At 61.3% G+C, this 18,132-nt stretch carries 15 protein-coding genes; 10 read left to right on the top strand and 5 right to left on the bottom strand.

Going from position 1 to position 18,132, the window contains the following annotated elements; translation table 11 throughout:
* The first annotated feature begins 34 nt into the window (after window positions 1–34).
* The 8 genes from gloB to fabI all read left to right on the top strand — a co-directional run bounded on the left by gloB (window position 35) and on the right by fabI (window position 10,853).
* Window positions 35–802, top strand: coding sequence for a hydroxyacylglutathione hydrolase (gloB, locus tag PseAD21_RS19325; RefSeq protein ID WP_102357111.1), 768 nt, complete (start codon window positions 35–37; stop codon window positions 800–802).
* A gap of 99 nt (window positions 803–901) precedes the next feature.
* Window positions 902–2,365: a LysM peptidoglycan-binding domain-containing protein gene (locus tag PseAD21_RS19320; protein ID WP_102357110.1), complete on the top strand. Its 1,464-nt coding sequence runs from the start codon at window positions 902–904 to the stop codon at window positions 2,363–2,365.
* Window positions 2,366–2,654: 289 nt separating this feature from the next.
* Window positions 2,655–4,487, top strand: coding sequence for an extracellular solute-binding protein (locus PseAD21_RS19315; protein WP_102357108.1), 1,833 nt, complete (start codon window positions 2,655–2,657; stop codon window positions 4,485–4,487).
* Complete coding sequence (locus PseAD21_RS19310) at window positions 4,484–6,328, top strand: extracellular solute-binding protein (protein WP_102357107.1); 1,845 nt, start codon at window positions 4,484–4,486, stop codon at window positions 6,326–6,328. The genes PseAD21_RS19315 and PseAD21_RS19310 overlap by 4 nt, the downstream gene beginning before the upstream one ends.
* A 4-nt stretch (window positions 6,329–6,332) precedes the next feature.
* Entirely contained in the window at window positions 6,333–7,406 is a 1,074-nt protein-coding gene (locus PseAD21_RS19305) for a microcin C ABC transporter permease YejB (protein ID WP_047599820.1), read from the top strand.
* 1 nt (window position 7,407) lies between these two features.
* Window positions 7,408–8,427 (top strand): ABC transporter permease, encoded by a 1,020-nt coding sequence (locus PseAD21_RS19300; RefSeq protein ID WP_064587187.1) that lies wholly within the window; start codon window positions 7,408–7,410, stop codon window positions 8,425–8,427.
* Between the two features lies 1 nt (window position 8,428).
* A complete protein-coding gene (locus PseAD21_RS19295; RefSeq protein ID WP_102357105.1) occupies window positions 8,429–10,039 on the top strand; it encodes an ABC transporter ATP-binding protein in 1,611 nt (536 codons plus the stop codon).
* 19 nt (window positions 10,040–10,058) lie between these two features.
* The gene (gene fabI, locus PseAD21_RS19290) at window positions 10,059–10,853 is read left to right on the top strand and encodes an enoyl-ACP reductase FabI (RefSeq protein WP_007906751.1); all 795 of its coding nucleotides are present in this window, start codon (window positions 10,059–10,061) and stop codon (window positions 10,851–10,853) included.
* A 180-nt stretch (window positions 10,854–11,033) separates the two neighbouring features.
* On the opposite strand, the gene PseAD21_RS19285 is transcribed toward fabI, so the two are convergent.
* On the bottom strand, window positions 11,034–11,888 hold the full coding sequence (locus PseAD21_RS19285; protein ID WP_102357103.1) for a LysR family transcriptional regulator: 855 nt from the start codon (window positions 11,886–11,888) through the stop codon (window positions 11,034–11,036).
* A 110-nt stretch (window positions 11,889–11,998) separates the two neighbouring features.
* Here PseAD21_RS19285 and PseAD21_RS19280 point away from each other — a divergent pair, with 110 nt between their 5' ends.
* On the top strand, window positions 11,999–12,424 hold the full coding sequence (locus tag PseAD21_RS19280; protein ID WP_102357102.1) for a VOC family protein: 426 nt from the start codon (window positions 11,999–12,001) through the stop codon (window positions 12,422–12,424).
* Window positions 12,425–12,613: 189 nt separating this feature from the next.
* On the opposite strand, the gene PseAD21_RS19275 is transcribed toward PseAD21_RS19280, so the two are convergent.
* The 4 genes from PseAD21_RS19275 to PseAD21_RS19260 all read right to left on the bottom strand — a co-directional run bounded on the left by PseAD21_RS19275 (window position 12,614) and on the right by PseAD21_RS19260 (window position 16,874).
* Window positions 12,614–13,579 (bottom strand): diguanylate cyclase, encoded by a 966-nt coding sequence (locus PseAD21_RS19275; protein WP_102357100.1) that lies wholly within the window; start codon window positions 13,577–13,579, stop codon window positions 12,614–12,616.
* Window positions 13,580–13,655: 76 nt separating this feature from the next.
* Window positions 13,656–14,234 (bottom strand): hypothetical protein, encoded by a 579-nt coding sequence (locus PseAD21_RS19270; RefSeq protein WP_102357099.1) that lies wholly within the window; start codon window positions 14,232–14,234, stop codon window positions 13,656–13,658.
* Window position 14,235: 1 nt separating this feature from the next.
* Window positions 14,236–16,398, bottom strand: a complete 2,163-nt coding sequence (locus PseAD21_RS19265) for a xanthine dehydrogenase family protein molybdopterin-binding subunit (protein WP_102357097.1) — start codon at window positions 16,396–16,398, stop codon at window positions 14,236–14,238.
* A 20-nt stretch (window positions 16,399–16,418) separates the two neighbouring features.
* Window positions 16,419–16,874, bottom strand: coding sequence for a (2Fe-2S)-binding protein (locus PseAD21_RS19260; RefSeq protein ID WP_025111491.1), 456 nt, complete (start codon window positions 16,872–16,874; stop codon window positions 16,419–16,421).
* Window positions 16,875–17,123: 249 nt separating this feature from the next.
* Between PseAD21_RS19260 and PseAD21_RS19255 the strand changes: the two genes are divergently transcribed.
* Window positions 17,124–17,954: an alpha/beta fold hydrolase gene (locus PseAD21_RS19255; RefSeq protein ID WP_102357095.1), complete on the top strand. Its 831-nt coding sequence runs from the start codon at window positions 17,124–17,126 to the stop codon at window positions 17,952–17,954.
* Window positions 17,955–18,132 lie beyond the last annotated feature (178 nt).

Genomic DNA, 18,132 nt, shown 5'->3' with positions numbered 1-18,132 from the left:
TGCGCCAATGTTTTCCGCTTGGCGAATTCCTCCGATGATACAGATCAGTGCCCTGCCCGCGTTCACCGACAACTACATCTGGTTGTTACAGGATCACCGCAGCCATCGCTGCGCGGTGGTCGACCCGGGCGATGCCGCGCCGGTGCAGGCCTGGCTCGCCGCTCACCCGGACTGGGTATTGAGCGACATTCTGATCACCCACCATCACCACGATCACGTCGGCGGCGTCGAACGCCTGAAAGCCGCGACCGGCGCCACCGTCTATGGCCCGGCCAGCGAGAACATTCCGGGGCGCGACGTGGCGCTCAAGGATAACGACACGGTCAGCGTCCTCGGCTGGGAATTCGATGTCTATGCGGTGCCGGGCCACACCCTGGGCCATATCGCCTACTACCACCATGGTCTGCTGTTTTGTGGTGACACACTGTTCGCCGCCGGTTGCGGACGCCTGTTCGAAGGCACGCCGGAGCAGATGCACCACTCGCTCAGCCGCCTCGCCGCCCTGCCCGAGGATACGCTGGTGTATTGCACCCATGAATACACCCTGAGCAACCTGAAGTTTGCCGCGGCTGTCGAGCCGACCAACCTCGACATCGCCACCCGTCTGAAAGACGTCAGCGAAAAGCGCGAGAAAGGCGTGATGACCCTGCCCTCGACCCTGGCCCTGGAAAAGCTCACAAATCCGTTTTTGCGTACCACTGAAACATTAGTTACACAAAAAGTGGACGAACGGGCAGGCGCTCAAAACCGGGCGCCGAGTGAGGTTTTTGCGGCTCTGCGGGCATGGAAAGATACGTTCTAAGTGACCCACCCCTTGATACAAAAATTCTGAATGGTTGACCGCAAGGGGTGCGCTTTCTAGAATCGCCCGACATTTTTGCCCGGAACTTACTTCCAGCCAATGTCGTCATCCATACGTAAGTCCGTCAATTCAGACACGTTGACCCGCCTGGCCCAAGCCATCGCGGTGGCTGTGTCCGCCACGTTGGCGGGCTGCTCCAGCCATGCTCCGCAGTCCGAGGCGAGCCATACGCCGAACATTGCTGCGCGAGCCAAGCAGAAGCCGATCTGGCTCAGCGAAAAGCCGAGCCCGCAGGTGCCTCAGGACATCTGGGAGCGCATGCGCGGCGGTTTCCAGCTGCAGGACGGCCTGGGCGTGAACCCGCGCATCGAGCAACAGCGCCTGTGGTTTGCCAGCAACCCGTCCTTTCTCGAGAGCGCCGGCGAACGCGGCAGCCTCTACATTCATTACATCGTCGAGCGTCTTGAAGAGCGCAACATGCCGCTGGAACTGGCCCTGCTGCCAGTGATCGAGAGCGCCTACAACCCGATGGCCTATTCCCGGGCCGACGCATCGGGCCTGTGGCAGTTCATCCCGTCCACCGGCCGCTACTACAACCTGCGCCAGACCCGCTTTTATGATGGCCGTCGCGACATCACCGCCTCGACCACCGCGGCGATGGATTACCTGACCCGTCTGCACGACATGTTCAACGGTGACTGGCTGCTGGCTCTGGCCGCGTACAACGCCGGTGAAGGCACGGTCAGCCGCGCCATCGAGCGTAACGAGAAGCTCGGCCTGCCGACCGACTACTGGAACCTGTCGTTGCCGGCGGAAACCCAGGCGTACGTGCCAAAGCTGCTGGCCCTGTCGCAAGTGGTACTGGCGCCGGAAGCCTACGGGGTGAACCTCAACCCGATCGCCAACGAACCGTATTTCCAGGTCGTCGAAATCAACCAGCGCATGGACCTGTCCAAGGTCGCAGCGGTGGCCAACATCGACGAAGACGAGCTGTTCCAGCTCAACCCGGCGTTCAAGCAGCGCACCACCGTCGACGGCCCGCAGCATCTGCTGGTGCCGACGTCCAAGGCGCAACTGCTGACCGCCAGCCTGCAGACCATGCGCCCCGAAGAGCTGATCAGCCCGCGTTCACTGAAACCGGTGTTCGACGGCGCCGACCCGAGCGAAGTGGCGAAGCTCAAGCGCGCCTACCGGGTCAAACGCGGCGACAACCTCGGCTCCATCGCCAAGGCCAACAAGGTCGACGTCAAGGATCTGCAACGCTGGAACAAGCTGACCGGCAAGAACCTCAAGGTCGGCCAGACCCTGGTCATGCAAGACACGACCAAACGCAGCCCGGCGCGCAGCGGTGGACGGGTCAACACGGTGATTGCTGCCAACAGCAAGACCAAAGGCAAGGCCGACAGCCAGCAGCAGACCCAGTACAAGGTCAAGCGTGGCGACACCCTGTACGTGGTGGCCAAGCGTTTCAACGTCGAGATGCAGCATCTCAAGCGCTGGAATCCGGGTGCGGGTAAAGCATTGAAGCCTGGGCAGATGCTCACGGTTTATCAGCCGCACTGACAGAAAGCCCCTGAAATCCAGGGGCTTTTTTTATTACCAAATTCATTGTCCCCGATGGATTCCTTGTGGTGAGGGGATTTATCCCCGATGGGGCGCGAAGCGCACCCTGCCCCTCCAAAAACCATAGGGACTGCTACGCAGTCCATCGGGGATGAATCCCCTCACCACAACGCAAACCGGGTGAGCATTGCACGACGATTAACAGCGCATTAACCCGCATCTTTTTCCTGTCCAGACAAGCTGTTACTGTACGGCCCACAAAGCCCAAGCCGCCTGGATCGGATCTGACTTGAAGCGTCCCCTCCTCCTGTTCCTGATCAGCCTGGCCTTGAGCTCACCCGCAAGCGCGACGATTACCGAAAGTCACGGTTATGCGCAGTTCGGCACGCTCAAGTACCCGGCCAGATTTACCCACTTCGACTGGGTCAACCCGCAAGCGCCCAAGGGCGGTACGTTGCGGGTGATGGCGTTCGGCACCTTCGATACGGTCAATCCGTACACCTTCAAAGGCACCAGCCCGGTCACTACACCGAATTTCCTGCAGTACGGCATCAACGAACTGAACGAACCGCTGATGGTCGGCACCGGCCAGTATTCGCCGTCCGGCGACGAACCGGCGTCCAGCTATGGTCTGATCGCACAATCGGTGGAGTACAGCGAAGATCGCAGCTGGGTGGTATTCAATCTGCGCCCCGAGGCGCGCTTTCACGATGGCACGCCGATCACCGCCTACGACGTGGCGTTCTCCTATCGGTTGCTGCTCAAGGAAGGCCATCCGCTGTACCGCACTGCCCTGCAGGAAGTCTCACGCGTCGACATCCTCAACCCGCAGCGCATTCGCTTCGTGATGAAGCGCTCGGGCAATCCGCTGCTGATCCTGCGTCTGGGCGAGCTGCCGGTGCTGTCACAGCATTACTGGAAAGGTCGCGACTTCAAGGCCACCACCTTCGAACCCCCGCTGGGCAGCGGCCCGTACCGCATCACCTCGGTGACACCGGGGCGGCAGTTGATCTTCGAGCGGGTCAAGGACTACTGGGGCAAGGACCTGGCGGTCAATCGCGGCAAGTACAACTTCGATCGCATGGAGGTCGAGTTCTACCGCGACAGCGACGTCGCCTTCGAAGCGTTCAAGGCCGGTGAATTCGACATTTACATCGAGCATCAGGCGAAAAACTGGGCCAACGGTTACAACTTCCCCGCGATACGCCGTGGCGAGGTGATCAAGGCGCAGATCCCGCACCAGATCCCGACTCAGAGCCAGGGCCTGTTCATGAACACCCGGCGCGCGTCCTTCAGCGACGTCAAGGTGCGCGAAGCGCTGGGCCTGATGTTCGACTTCGAGTGGACCAACCGCGCGCTGTTCAGCGATGCCTACAAACGCACCACCAGTTATTACCCGAACAGCGAATTCAGTGCCAGCGGGCTGCCGATCGGGCATGAATGGCTGATGCTCAAGCCGTATAAAGATCAGTTACCCGCGAAGCTGTTCACCGAGCCGTTCACGCTGCCGCAAACCGACGGTCGCGGCATCCCCCGGGAAACCATGCGCAAGGCGCTGGCATTGCTCGCCGAAGCCGGCTGGAAGCTCAACGGCCAGCGTCTGCAAAACGCCGCAGGGCAGCCGCTGAGCTTTGAACTGCTGCTGGTCAACCCAAACCTCGAGCGGATCCTGCAGCCATACATCGAGAACCTCAACAGCATCGGCGTCGATGCACGCCTGCGCACGGTGGATCGCGCCCAGTACAAACAGCGCCTGGATCAGTTCGATTTCGACATGATCCTGATGACGCTCAACCAGACCCTCAGCCCGGGCCTGGAGCAGTGGCAGTACTTCCACTCCAGTCAGGTCGGGGTCAAAGGCAGCAAGAATTACGCCGGCATCGCCAACCCGGTGGTCGATCACCTGCTCGAACAACTGCTCGCCGCGCAAACCCGCGATGAACAGGTCGCCGCCGGCAAGGCGCTCGACCGCGTGCTGCTGTGGCAGCACTACAGCATTCCCAACTGGTACCTCAATTATCACCGACTGGCCTACCGCAACCGGTTGGCTTTCGTCACCACGCCGCCCTACACCCTGGGCCTGAGCGCGTGGTGGCTGAAATCTTCGGAGAACAATAAATGACGCCCATCCGCGCCCTGCTCGTGCAGGCCAGCGGTCTGCTGTTCGCCGGGCTGGCGATTGCCGCCCCACAACACGCCGTGACGCTGTACAACGAGCCGCCGAAATACCCGGCCGATTTCAAACAGTTCGACTACGTGAACCCCGACGCGCCCAAGGGCGGGATCTTCCGCCAGGCCGGGTTCGGCGGCTTCGACAGCCTCAACCCGTTCATCAGCAAAGGCGTGCCGGCCGATGACGTCGGGCAGATCTACGACACCCTGACCAAGCACAGCCTCGACGAGCCGTTCACCGAATACGGCCTGATCGCCAGCAAAATCGAAAAAGCCCCGGACAACAGCTGGGTGCGTTTCTACCTGCGCCCGGAAGCGCGCTTTCATGACGGCCACCCGGTGCGCGCCGAAGACGTGGTGTTCAGCTTCCAGACCCTGACCAAGGACGGCTCGCCGCTGTTTCGCGGTTACTACAGCGACGTCGACGAGGTGATCGCCGAGGATCCGCTCAAGGTCCTGTTCAAGTTCAAGCACAACAACAACAATCGTGAGTTACCGCTGATCCTCGGCCAGTTGCCGGTGCTGCCGAAACACTGGTGGGCCACTCGCGATTTCACCAGGGGCAACCTGGAAATTCCGCTGGGCAGCGGCCCGTACAAGGTCGCCGAAGTGAAGGCCGGACGCTCGGTGCGTTATGAGCGAGTCAAGGATTACTGGGGCAAGGACCTGCCGGTCAATCGCGGGTTCTACAACTTCGACGTGATGACCACCGACTACTATCGCGACAACACCGTCGCCGTCGAAGCGCTGAAGGCCGGCCAGTTCGATTACTGGCTGGAAATGACCGCGAAGAACTGGGCCAACGCCTACAACATTCCGGCGGTCACCGAAGGTCGGCTGATCAAGGAACAGATCGCCAACAGCAACCCGACCGGCATGCAGGGTTTCGTCTTCAACCTGCGCCGCCCGGTGTTCCAGGATGTGCGCGTGCGTCAGGCGCTCGGCCTGCTGTTCGATTTCGAATGGACCAACAAACAACTGTTCAACGGAGCCTACTTCCGCACCCGCAGCTATTTCGAGAACTCGGAAATGGCCGCGACGGGCCTGCCGGACGCCGAACAACGGGCGATCCTCGAACCGTTCCGCAGCAAGCTCCCGGCTCAGGTGTTCAGCGAAGCGTTCGAGAACCCGAAGACCGACGCCAGCGGCATGATCCGTGCCCAGCAGCGCGAGGCCTATCAACTGCTGCAAGAGGCCGGCTGGAAGATCGTCGACGACAAAATGGTCGACGCCACCGGCAAACCGGTGGTCATCGAATTCCTGCTGGCGCAGACCGAATTCGAACGCGTGCTGTTGCCGTTCAAACGCAACCTGGCCGACCTCGGCATCGATCTGGTGATCCGCCGCGTCGACGTTTCGCAGTACATCAACCGCGTGCGCTCGCGGGACTTCGACATGGTCGTCGGCAGCTTCCCGCAGTCCAACTCGCCGGGTAACGAGCAGCGTGAATTCTGGATGAGCGCCGCCGCCGACAAACCGAGCAGCCGCAACACCATGGGCCTGAAGGATCCGATCGTCGATCACCTGGTGGAAAACCTGATCAACGCCGACTCGCGCAACAGCCTGGTGGCCCACGCCCGGGCGCTGGATCGGGTGCTGCAATGGGGTTACTACGTGGTGCCCAACTGGCACATCAAGACCTGGCGCGTGGCCTACTGGAACCACATCGGTCACCCGAAAGTCTCGCCCAAATACGACATCGGGATTAACACCTGGTGGGTCAAGCCCGACGCGAAACCCGCCATGGAAGTCGAAACCAAACTGCAAGCCGACCCTGCGGGCACGGAGTAATCAGATGCTGGCGTATATTTTTCGGCGACTGCTGCTGATCATCCCGACCCTGTTCGGCATCTTGCTGATCAACTTCGTGATCATTCAGGCCGCGCCCGGCGGGCCGGTGGAACAGATGATCGCCAAGCTCGAAGGCTTCGAAGGTGCCACCAGCCGTATCGCCGGCGGCGGCGCCGAGGTGTCGGTGGCCGGCTCTGCCTATCGCGGTGCGCAAGGCCTGGATCCGGCGCTGATCAAGGAAATCGAGCACATGTACGGGTTCGACAAGTCGGCCCCGGAACGTCTGTGGATCATGGTCAAGAACTACGCGAAGCTGGACTTCGGCGACAGCTTCTTCCGCGACGCCAAGGTCATCGACCTGATCAAGGAAAAGATGCCGGTGTCGATCTCGCTCGGGCTGTGGAGCACGCTGATCATGTACCTGGTGTCGATCCCGCTGGGGATCGCCAAGGCCACGCGACACGGCAGCCATTTCGACGTATGGACCAGTTCGGCGATCATCGTCGGCTACGCGATTCCGGCGTTCCTGTTTGCGATCCTGCTGATCGTGGTGTTTGCCGGCGGCAGTTATCTGGATTGGTTCCCGCTACGCGGCCTGACGTCGAACAACTTCGATCAGTTGAGCCTGGGCGGCAAGGTCCTCGACTACTTCTGGCACCTGGCGCTGCCGGTGACGGCGCTGGTGATCGGCAACTTCGCAACCATGACCCTGCTGACCAAAAACAGCTTCCTCGACGAGATCAACAAGCAATACGTGGTCACCGCCAAGGCCAAGGGCCTGACGCGCAATCGCGTGCTCTACGGCCACGTATTCCGCAACGCCATGCTGCTGGTGATTGCCGGCTTCCCGTCGGCGTTCATCGGCATCTTCTTCACAGGCTCCTTGCTGGTGGAAGTGATCTTCTCCCTCGACGGTCTGGGCCTGATGAGTTTCGAAGCAGCGATCAACCGCGATTACCCGGTGGTGTTCGGCACCCTGTTCATCTTCACCCTGCTGGGGCTGGTGGTGAAACTGATCGGCGACCTCACCTACACCCTGGTCGATCCGCGCATCGACTTCGCCAGCCGGGAGCATTGAGATGAACCTGTCTCCTCTCAACCGCCGCCGGTTCGAACTGTTCAAGGCCAACAAGCGTGGCTGGTGGTCGCTGTGGCTGTTCCTGATCCTGTTCGGGCTGAGCCTGGGCGCCGAGCTGATCGCCAACGACAAGCCGCTGGTGGTGCATTACGACAACAACTGGTACTTCCCGGCGATCAAGCGTTACCCGGAAACCACCTTCGGCGGAGAATTCCCGCTGGAAGCCAACTACAAGAGCCCGTACATCCGCGAACTGCTCAAAGCCAAGGACGCGTGGGTGCTGTGGGCGCCGATCCCCTACAGCTACCAGAGCATCAACTACGACCTGAAAGTCCCGGCCCCGGCGCCACCGTCGGCGGACAACCTGCTCGGTACTGACGATCAGGGCCGTGACGTGCTCGCGCGGGTGATTTACGGCTTCCGGATTTCGGTACTGTTCGCGCTGACGTTGACCGTGCTGAGTTCGATCATCGGCGTGATCGCCGGCGCGCTGCAGGGTTTCTATGGCGGCTGGGTCGATCTGGCCGGGCAGCGTTTTCTGGAAATCTGGTCGGGGCTGCCGGTGCTGTATCTGCTGATCATTCTGGCCAGTTTCGTCCAGCCGAATTTCTGGTGGCTGTTGGGGATCATGCTGCTGTTTTCGTGGATGAGCCTGGTCGACGTGGTGCGCGCCGAGTTCCTGCGTGGCCGTAACCTTGAATACGTGCGTGCAGCCAGAGCGCTGGGCATGCAGAACGGCGCGATCATGTTCCGCCACATCCTGCCCAACGCCATGGTCTCGACCATGACCTTCATGCCGTTCATCCTCACCGGCGCCATCGGCACCCTCACCGCGTTGGACTTCCTAGGCTTCGGCTTGCCGGCCGGCAGTCCGTCGCTGGGTGAACTGGTGGCCCAGGGCAAATCCAACCTGCAAGCGCCGTGGCTGGGCATGAGCGCGTTTGCCGTGCTGGCGTTGATGTTGAGTCTGCTGGTGTTTATCGGCGAGTCCGCTCGCGATGCCTTCGACCCGAGGAAGTGAAATGAATCAGGACAATCTGATCGAAGTGCGCGACCTGGCCGTCGAATTCGGTTTCGGCGAGCGCGTGCACCGAGTGGTCGAAGGCGTGAGTTTCGACATCAAACGCGGCGAAACCCTGGCGCTGGTCGGCGAATCCGGCTCGGGCAAATCGGTGACCGCGCACTCGATCCTGCGTTTGCTGCCCTATCCGATGGCCCGGCATCCGGCCGGCAGCATCACCTACGCCGGGCAAAACCTGCTGGGCCTGAGTGAAAAAACCATCCGCCACATTCGCGGCAACCGCATCGCGATGATCTTTCAGGAGCCAATGACCTCGCTGAATCCGCTGCACTCGATCGAGAAGCAGATCAACGAGGTCCTCGGCATCCACAAGGGTTTGACCGGCAAAGTCGCGACCAGGCGCACGCTGGAGCTGCTGGAGATGGTCGGCATCCCCGAGCCGCACAAGCGCCTCAAGGCCCTGCCCCACGAATTGTCCGGCGGCCAGCGCCAGCGGGTGATGATCGCCATGGCCCTGGCCAACGAGCCGGAACTGCTGATTGCCGACGAACCGACCACTGCGCTGGACGTGACCGTTCAGCTGAAAATCCTCGATTTACTCAAGGAACTTCAGGCTCGATTGGGCATGTCGCTGTTACTGATCAGTCACGATTTGAACCTGGTGCGAAGAATTGCGCATCGTGTATGTGTCATGCAGCGCGGTTGCATCGTCGAACAGGCATCGTGCGAAGAGCTGTTCCGTTCGCCGCAGCATCCGTACACTCGGGAATTGCTCGGCGCGGAGCCCAGCGGAGGCCCGGCGACCAATAAAATCGGTGCGCCGCTGCTCGAAGTCGAGAACCTGAAAGTCTGGTTCCCGATCAGGAAAGGCCTGCTCAAGCGCACGGTGGATCACGTCAAGGCAGTGGACGGCATCAATTTCAGCCTGCCTCAGGGTCAGACCCTGGGGATCGTGGGGGAAAGCGGATCCGGCAAATCCACGCTGGGTCTGGCGATTTTGCGGCTGATCGGCAGCAAAGGCGCGATCCGCTTTGAAGGCAAGCAGCTAGACTGCCTGACGCAGAATGAGGTTCGCCCGTTGCGGCGGGAGATGCAGGTGGTGTTTCAGGACCCGTTTGGCAGCCTGAGCCCGCGCATGTGCGTCAGTGACATCGTTGGTGAAGGCCTGCGGATTCACAAGATGGGCACCGCTGCCGAGCAGGAAGCGGCGATTATTGCGGCATTGAAGGAGGTAGGTCTGGATCCGGAAACCCGGCACCGCTACCCCCACGAATTTTCCGGTGGGCAACGGCAACGAATCGCCATTGCCCGAGCCTTGGTGCTCAAACCGGCGCTGATCCTGCTGGACGAGCCGACGTCGGCGCTCGACCGGACGGTGCAGCGGCAAGTGGTGGAGCTGTTGCGTTCACTGCAAGCCAAGTACAACCTGACGTATTTGTTCATCAGCCATGACCTGGCTGTCGTCAAAGCGCTGAGCCACCAGTTGATGGTGGTCAAGCATGGCCAAGTGGTCGAACAGGGAGACGCGCAAGAAATCTTTGCCGCCCCTAAACATCCGTATACACAGCAGTTGCTGGAAGCCGCTTTTTTGGCACCAGCCACTGCGCAATAACCTGAAAGAGGAGCAACACATGGGTTTTCTCGCCGGTAAGCGCGTACTGATCGTCGGTGTCGCCAGCAAGCTGTCCATCGCATCCGGCATCGCTGCCGCCATGCATCGCGAGGGCGCTGAGCTTGCCTTCACTTATCAGAACGACAAACTCAAAGGTCGTGTTGAAGAATTCGCGCAGGGCTGGGGTTCGAGCCCTGAGCTGTGCTTCCCGTGCGACGTGGCCAGCGATGAAGAAATCGCCAAGGTCTTCGAAGCACTGAGCAAGAAGTGGGACGGCCTGGACTGCATCGTGCACTCCGTTGGTTTCGCCCCGGGCGACCAACTGGACGGCGACTTCACCGAAGCCACCACCCGTGAAGGTTTCCGCATCGCTCACGACATCAGCGCCTACAGCTTCGTGGCCCTGGCCAAGGCTGGCCGCGAAATGATGAAAGGCCGCAACGGCAGCCTGCTGACCCTGTCGTACCTGGGCGCCGAGCGCACCATGCCGAACTACAACGTCATGGGCATGGCCAAGGCTTCGCTGGAAGCTGGCGTGCGTTACCTGGCCGGCTCCCTGGGCCCGGACGGCACCCGCGTCAACTGCGTATCGGCTGGGCCGATCCGTACCCTGGCAGCGTCGGGCATCAAGAACTTCCGCAAAATGCTGGCCGCCAACGAAGCGCAAACCCCGCTGCGTCGCAACGTCACCATCGACGAAGTCGGCAACGCCGGCGCCTTCCTGTGCTCCGACCTGGCGTCGGGCATCAGCGGTGAAATCATGTACGTGGACGGCGGCTTCAACACCACCGCCATGGGCAACATCGAAGAGTAATCTTCGCTTAGCCAATAAAAAACCCGCCTCTTCAGGCGGGTTTTTTATTGGCTGCAATTTCTTGAACAACCCAAATCCTTTGTAGGAGTGAGCCTGCTCGCGATGGCATCGGGTCAGAAACATTGATGTCTCTGGACCACCGCCATCGCGAGCAGGCTCACTCCTACAGGGGGTTGCTGGCTACTCCAGGCAATCGGCGAACAGTTTTTGAATCGGCTGACTGCGCTGGCTGTAGCGTTGCAGCAAAACCATCTCGCGGTAGAACGTCAGTTCGCCCAGTTCGATTACCCGAACCTTGAGCGGATGCTCCAGCCATAATCCGGCTTTGGGCAACAACGAAACACCCAGGCCCGATTCGACCATTTTCACGATCGCTTCCAGCTCATCGAGCTCCAGCGCCACGCTGACTTCGATCCGCTGTTCACGCAGAAACCGCGTCACCAGCCGTCCGCCGAACGAGTTGCGGTCATAGCGCACCTGCGGTTGTTCGGCGAGCAATTGCAGTGGATCGTCACCCTCGACCTGCAGCGGCACGATCAGCACGAACGGCTCGCGCCTTATCACCTGCGCCGACAACTCCTTGGGCAGCTCGAACGGTGGCTTGATCATGATCGCCAGATCCACCTCGCCGGCATCGACCTGGCTCAGCAGATTCAGTGACACGCCCGGCACCAGTTTCGGCTCCAGCCCCGGCGCCTGCTGACGCAAGCGCAACAGCGCCTGTGGCAACAACCCGGTTTGCGCGGTGGCCACCGCGCCGATTTTCAGCTCACCGCGAAACTCGCTGACCTCCTCGCTGATCGCCATGCGGCTGAAGATCGCGAGCATTTCCCGGGCCATCGGCAAGGCACGCAATCCGGCCGCGTTGAGCGTGGCCTGCCGGCCAGTACGGTCGAACAGACGAATGCCCAGCGCCTGTTCGAGGTTGCGGATCTGCGCGCTGACCGCCGACTGGGTCAGCCCGATGTGCAAACCGGCGGCGGCGAACGTACCGTGGCGCGCCACCGCGAGGAAGGTCTTGAGTTCACGCAGCATTTGCACCTCGATTGATCGAAATAATTTGAGCTCGGCGCAAAAACTATCGTCTTTCAATCACCTTTCACAGCACTAAACTCAATCGACTTTCCCTGATCGAGCATTGCGCCATGTCGTTAAGCCCTTTTCATCTGGCCATTCCCGTCTATGACCTGGCCGCCGCACGCCACTTTTACCGCGAAGTCTTCGGGCTCGAGGAAGGTCGCTCCAGCGATCATTGGGTCGACTTCAATTTCTTCGGCCACCAACTGGTGATTCATCTGGCGCCGAAAAATGCCTCCCAGGAAGCTGCGCACACCAACGCCGTGGACGGGCATGACGTGCCGGTGCCGCATTTCGGCGTGGTGCTGGGGATGGCGCAATGGCAGGCACTGGCCGAACGCCTGACGTCGCTGGGCACACGGTTCGTGATTGAGCCAGGGATTCGTTTTCAGGGATTGGTGGGCGAACAGGCAACAATGTTTCTGTTTGACCCGTGCGGCAATGCGCTGGAATTCAAGGCGTTCAAGGACATCGGGCAGTTGTTTGCCAAGTAGAGCATCGCAGGCAGGCCAGCTTCCACAAGGTTCTGAGCAATACCCGGATTTCGTGAACACCCGATAAAACTGTGGGAGTGGGCTTGCTCACGAAGAGGTTGGCACATTCGACATCGGTATCGCCTGAGTGGACGCCTTCGCGAGCAGGCTCGCTCCCACACGGGATTGGTGGTGGATGAAGGGCCTGAATCAGTGCCGTTTCAACGCCTGCTTGTGTGCATACATCGCACCGTCGGCATCCGCCAGCAGGCGATCGACGCTGTCATGGCGCTGCGGGTCGTATTCGATCTGGCCGACGCTGAAGCGAATGTCGTAGCCGCGCTGCAACATCGCATTGCGCTCGTCGAGGATGTCCTTGAGCCGCGTCATGATCGCCGTGGTTTCGATGTGACTGGAGCCGGTGAGCAACACCACGAACTCGTCACCACCGAGCCGCCCGACCACGTCGCTCTCGCGAAAGGCAATGCGCAGCACGTCGGCAAAGGTCTTCAGCGCACTGTCGCCCTCGGCATGCCCGTAAAGATCGTTGATTTGCTTGAAGTCATTCAGGTCGAAAAACAGCAATGTCGCCGGTTTATCCAGCCGCGCGCAGGCGTCCAGACCGTGCTGGGCGAGGGCCTTGAAACCACGACGGTTGGACAGCAGCGTCAACTCGTCCATGCTCGCCATCTGTACCGCCATCAACTCTTGCTCGGCCATGCGCGCCAGATCGCGCAGCAGTTCGCGCTCTTCGTCGTCGAGTTGCCGGGGTTTGGTGTCGATCAGGCACAGCGTGCCCAGTTTGCTGCCATCGCTCACCCGCAGCGGGCAACCGGCATAGAAGCGGATGCCCGGCGCCCCGATCACCAGTGGATTGTCGTGGAAGCGTTCATCCAGCGCTGCATCGCTGACGTGCAGAATCTGATCACCGAGAATCGTATGCCCGCAAAACGACACATCGCGCCCGGTCTCACTGGCGTCCAGTCCCACGCACGACTTGAACCACTGCCGATTGGTGTCCACCAGACTGACCAGGGCAATCGGCACATCGAACACTCGCCGCGCCAGGCGCGTCAGCCGGTCGAAACGCTCTTCGGGGGCGCTATCGAGCACATTGAGCCCGCGCAAGGTCGCGACACGGGCCTGTTCGTTGACGGGTTTCTCCGGGGCCAGCATGGGTTACTCCATCGAGAGGTCTAACACTTTAGAGTAGACCATGCGCGGTTTGACTCCTCAGCGCTGTTACCTTTGGTCAGCCGCCTGCCACCGGGCACGGGCCACCGGCGTCGGCCCAGAGCTTGAACTGGGCGACAAAAATGTCGTGCGGCACCGGCACCGGCGTGCGCCCTGCTCCGGGATTCCAGCCCCACAGCACCAGCTTGTCGTCGCTGACGTGCTTGATCAGCGCCGCGAAATCACGGTCACCGTTGCTGGAGCGATCCTTGATCATCGCGCACAACTTGTCGGGCGGCAGGCCGATCCAGGCCATTTTGTGTGCCGCCGGCGGCAGGCTCCAGTGCGGCGCCCCCGGTGGCGCATGCGGGCCGTAACTGCCCGGCGGGTTGCTCTCGGCGTGGCAGGTGGCGCAGGGCAAACCGGCGGCGCCCTTGCCGTCCATGCCGCGCACCACATTCATTGCGTGCGGGGTGCCGGCGTCGAACTGCAGCGGCGAATCACCGGGAATATGACAGTTCTGGCAGCGCGGGCTCTGGAACACCTTCTGCACCGTGCCGAACGCCTTGAGCGCTTCCTGATCGTCGGCGAACAGGTCCGAGGCGTAACCGCCCAGGCCCAGCAGGATCACCGTGCCCAACAGCAGATGTCGTTTCATCTCACACCCCCGACAGTTGCAGCGGCAGTTCGCGCAGGCGTTGTCCGGTCAGGGCATACACCGCATTGGCCACCGCCGGCGCGGTTGGCGGGACGCCGGCCTCGCCGATGCCCCCGGGTTTGTCGCTGCTGGGCACAATATGCACCTCGACCAGCGGCATCTCGTTGAGCCGCAGTACCTGATAATCGTGATAGTTGGACTGCACGACCATGCCGTCCTTCACCGTCAGTTTGCTGTGCAGCGCCATGCCCAGGCCAAAGGTGATGCACGATTCCATCTGCGCCGCGATGCTCTGCGGGTTAACCGCAATCCCGCAATCCACCGCACACACCACGCGGTGCACGCGGATCGCCAGATTGTCCTGCGAGACCTCGGCGACCTGCGCCACATAACTGCCAAATGACTCGTGCACCGCCACGCCCAAGGCATGCCCATCCGGCAGCGGCGCTGTCCAGTTGGCCTTCTCCACCGCCAGATTCAGCACGCCCAGATGCCGTGGATGGTCCTTGAGCAACGTGCGTCGGTATTCCACCGGGTCCTTGCCCGCCGCCGTGGCCATTTCATCGATCAGCGATTCCATGACAAACCCGGTGTGGCTATGGCCCACCGAACGCAGCCACAGCACATTGATCCCGGTCTGCGGTGAATGCAGCTCGACCTGCTGATGGGCCAGGCCCTTGAGATACGGGCTGTCGGCCACGCCCTCGACAGAGGTCGGGTCGATGCCATTCTTGACCATGGTCGCTTCCAGCAGCGTGCCGGTCATGATCGATTGGCCGACCAGCACATGCTGCCAGCTCAGCGGCATGCCCTGCCCGTCCAGGCCGATGCGCGCCTGATGCAGGAACATCGAACGGTAATAACCGCCACGAATGTCATCCTCACGTGACCACACGGTTTTCACCGGCATCCCGGCGGCTTTCGCCACTTGCACCGCTTCGGCGACGAAGTCCGACGTCGGATTGGCCCGACGCCCGAAGCCGCCACCGAGAAACTCGGTGTGAATCTCCACCTGCTCGGGTTTGAGCCCGGTGATCTTGCCGGCGATCATCTGGTCGAGGGTCTGGAATTGCGTGCCAGTCCAGATCTCGCACTTCTCGGCGCTGATCTTCACCGTGCAGTTGAGCGGTTCCATGGGCGCGTGGGCCAGATACGGCACGCTGTACTCGACGTCGATTTTCTTCGCCGCCTTGTCGAAATTACCCTTCGGGTCCCCGGCCTGAGCGGCCGATGTGCCCGGTGTCGCCGCCAGTTTGCGGAAACTGTCGAGCAGGCCCTGACTGCTGAGGTCCGTGTGTGGCCCCATGTCCCAATCGACGTTCAAGGCATCGCGGCCCAGCTTCGCCGCCCAATAATGCTCGGCGATCACCGCCACACCGGTCGGCACCTGCACCACTTTGTGCACACCGGGCACCGCCAGCGCCTCGGCACCTTCGAAGGATTTGACCGTGGCGCCGAACACCGGCGCCCGCGCGACCATCGCGGTCATCAAGCCCTCGAACTGCACGTCCATGCCGAACTTGGCGCGGCCGGTGATTTTCTCCGGGGTGTCGAGACGCTTGGTCGGTTTGCCGATGACTTTCCAGTCCTTGGCCTCCTTGAAGGTGATCGACTTCGGATCCGGGACCGGCAACTGCCCGGCAGCGTCCGCCAGTTCGCCGTAGGTCGCCCGTTTATCGCCGGCGATCACCACGCCCGACTCGGTGCGAATCGTCGACGCAGCGACGTTGAAGCGCTTGGCCGCGGCCTCCACCAGCATCTGCCGCGCCGTGGCCCCCGAAAGCCGATAACGGTCGAACTCCATCCAGGTCGAAGTCGAGCCGCCGGTAATCTGCATCCCGCCAAACGCCGGCATACCGTAATTGGCCGCCGAGGCCGGCGAGTGCTCGACGCGGATTTTCGACCAGTCGGCGTCCAGCTCTTCGGCAATCAGCATGGTCAGGCCGGTCCAGATACCCTGGCCCATTTCCGAATGCCCGAGCAACACCGTCACGCTGTTGTCGGCGGCGATGCGCAAAAACGCATTCGGCGCGAAGACCTTGCCTTCATTCTCCGCCGCCAGGGCAAACCGATGGGCACCGGGCACGACAAACGCCACCACCAGACCGCCACCCAGCACGGCGCTGCCCTTGAGAAAACCACGACGCGATACAGGACTGTTCATCGTCTATCTCCCCACCGGGTTCAACCGATTTCGGCCGCACGTTTGACCGCAGCGCGGATTCTTGGATAAGTGCCGCAGCGGCAGATGTTGCCGGAGAGGGCCTGATCGATATCGCTGTCGGTGGGTTTGGGGATTTTCGCCAGCAGCGCGGCGGCCGACATGATCTGCCCGGACTGGCAGTAACCGCACTGCACCACATCCAGTTCGGCCCAGGCCTGTTGCACAGGATGCGAACCGTCGGTGGACAGCCCTTCGATGGTGAGAATTTTCTGGCCGTTGGCCACGGCGGTGGCGGGCGTGATGCAGGCGCGCAGTGGCGCGCCGTCAACGTGCACCGTGCAGGCACCGCACTGGGCCATGCCGCAGCCGAATTTGGTACCGGTCAGGTGCGCCACATCACGCAGGACCCAGAGCAGCGGCATGTCGGCCGGCACGTCGAGTTCCTGATCCTTGCCATTGATATTCAAGGTCAGCATCGGGGGATTTCCTCAGACTCACGGTGTTCTGAAGGGGCGTCGCTACGGCCGGCAAAGCCTGTGCGCGCCTCGGCTTATCCCTTTCAGCAAAGCCTAATTTGCGCCGCAAGCCAGACGTTGCGACCACCGGTCATGCCTCAACGAAAAAATGTCGACTTTAATCCTACGGCTGATAACGGCGCTCACCCAAGCCATCACGACCGGTCTGCGACGAGCGCTAACCCATCACATTGGTCTGGAGTCGCGAACATGGGATTTGTCACCACCAAAGACGGCGTCGAAATCTTCTACAAGGACTGGGGCCCGAAGGACGCCCCGGTGATCCACTTCCACCACGGCTGGCCGCTCAGCTCGGATGATTGGGACGCGCAGATGCTGTTCTTTCTCGGGCAAGGCTTTCGGGTGATCGCCCATGATCGCCGGGGTCACGGCCGATCGAGCCAAGTCTGGGCCGGGCATGACATGGATCACTACGCAGACGATGTGCTGGCGGTGGTTAAACATTTGGGTGTGAAGAACGTTGTGCATGTCGGCCACTCCACGGGCGGCGGTGAGGTCATCCATTACATCGCCCGCCACGGTCAGGACAACGTCGCCAAAGGCGTGCTGATCAGCGCCGTGCCGCCGCTGATGGTCAAGACCGAGAGCAATCCCGGTGGTCTGCCGAAATCGGTGTTCGATGATTTTCAGACGCAACTGGCGGCTAATCGGGCGCAGTTTTATCGGGACATTCCGACCGGCCCTTTTTATGGCTACAACCGGCCGGGCGCCAAACCTTCGGAAGGTATTATTGGCAACTGGTGGCGCCAGGGCATGATCGGTGGGGCCAAGGCGCATTACGACGGCATCGTCGCGTTCTCGCAGACCGATTTCACCGAAGACCTGAAGCAAGTCACCGTGCCGGTACTGGTGATGCATGGCGAGGACGATCAGATTGTGCCGTACGCGAACTCGGGGCCTTTGTCGGCGAAACTGCTGCCAAATGGCACGTTGAAATCGTATCCGGGCTTTCCCCACGGGATGCCGACGACGGAGGCGGCGACGATCAATGCGGACCTGCTGGCCTTTATTCGCGGCTGAGATCACTGAGGTCAGCTACCTCCCCCTGTGGGAGCGAGCTTGCTCCGGGCGGCGTTCCGACGAAGGCAATCTGTCAGGCAATATCGGGCTGACTGAACCACCGCTTTCGCGAGCAGGCTCACTCCTACAGTTGTCTGCGGCGTACATACGAATATCCATCCCACACAAAACCCTGTGG

Origin of the sequence: Pseudomonas sp. AD21, from assembly GCF_002878485.1 — a bacterium.
Lineage (GTDB): Bacteria > Pseudomonadota > Gammaproteobacteria > Pseudomonadales > Pseudomonadaceae > Aquipseudomonas.
Note: the sequence above shows the minus strand (reverse complement) of the source record. Positions and strands in the feature narration are given on the sequence as shown.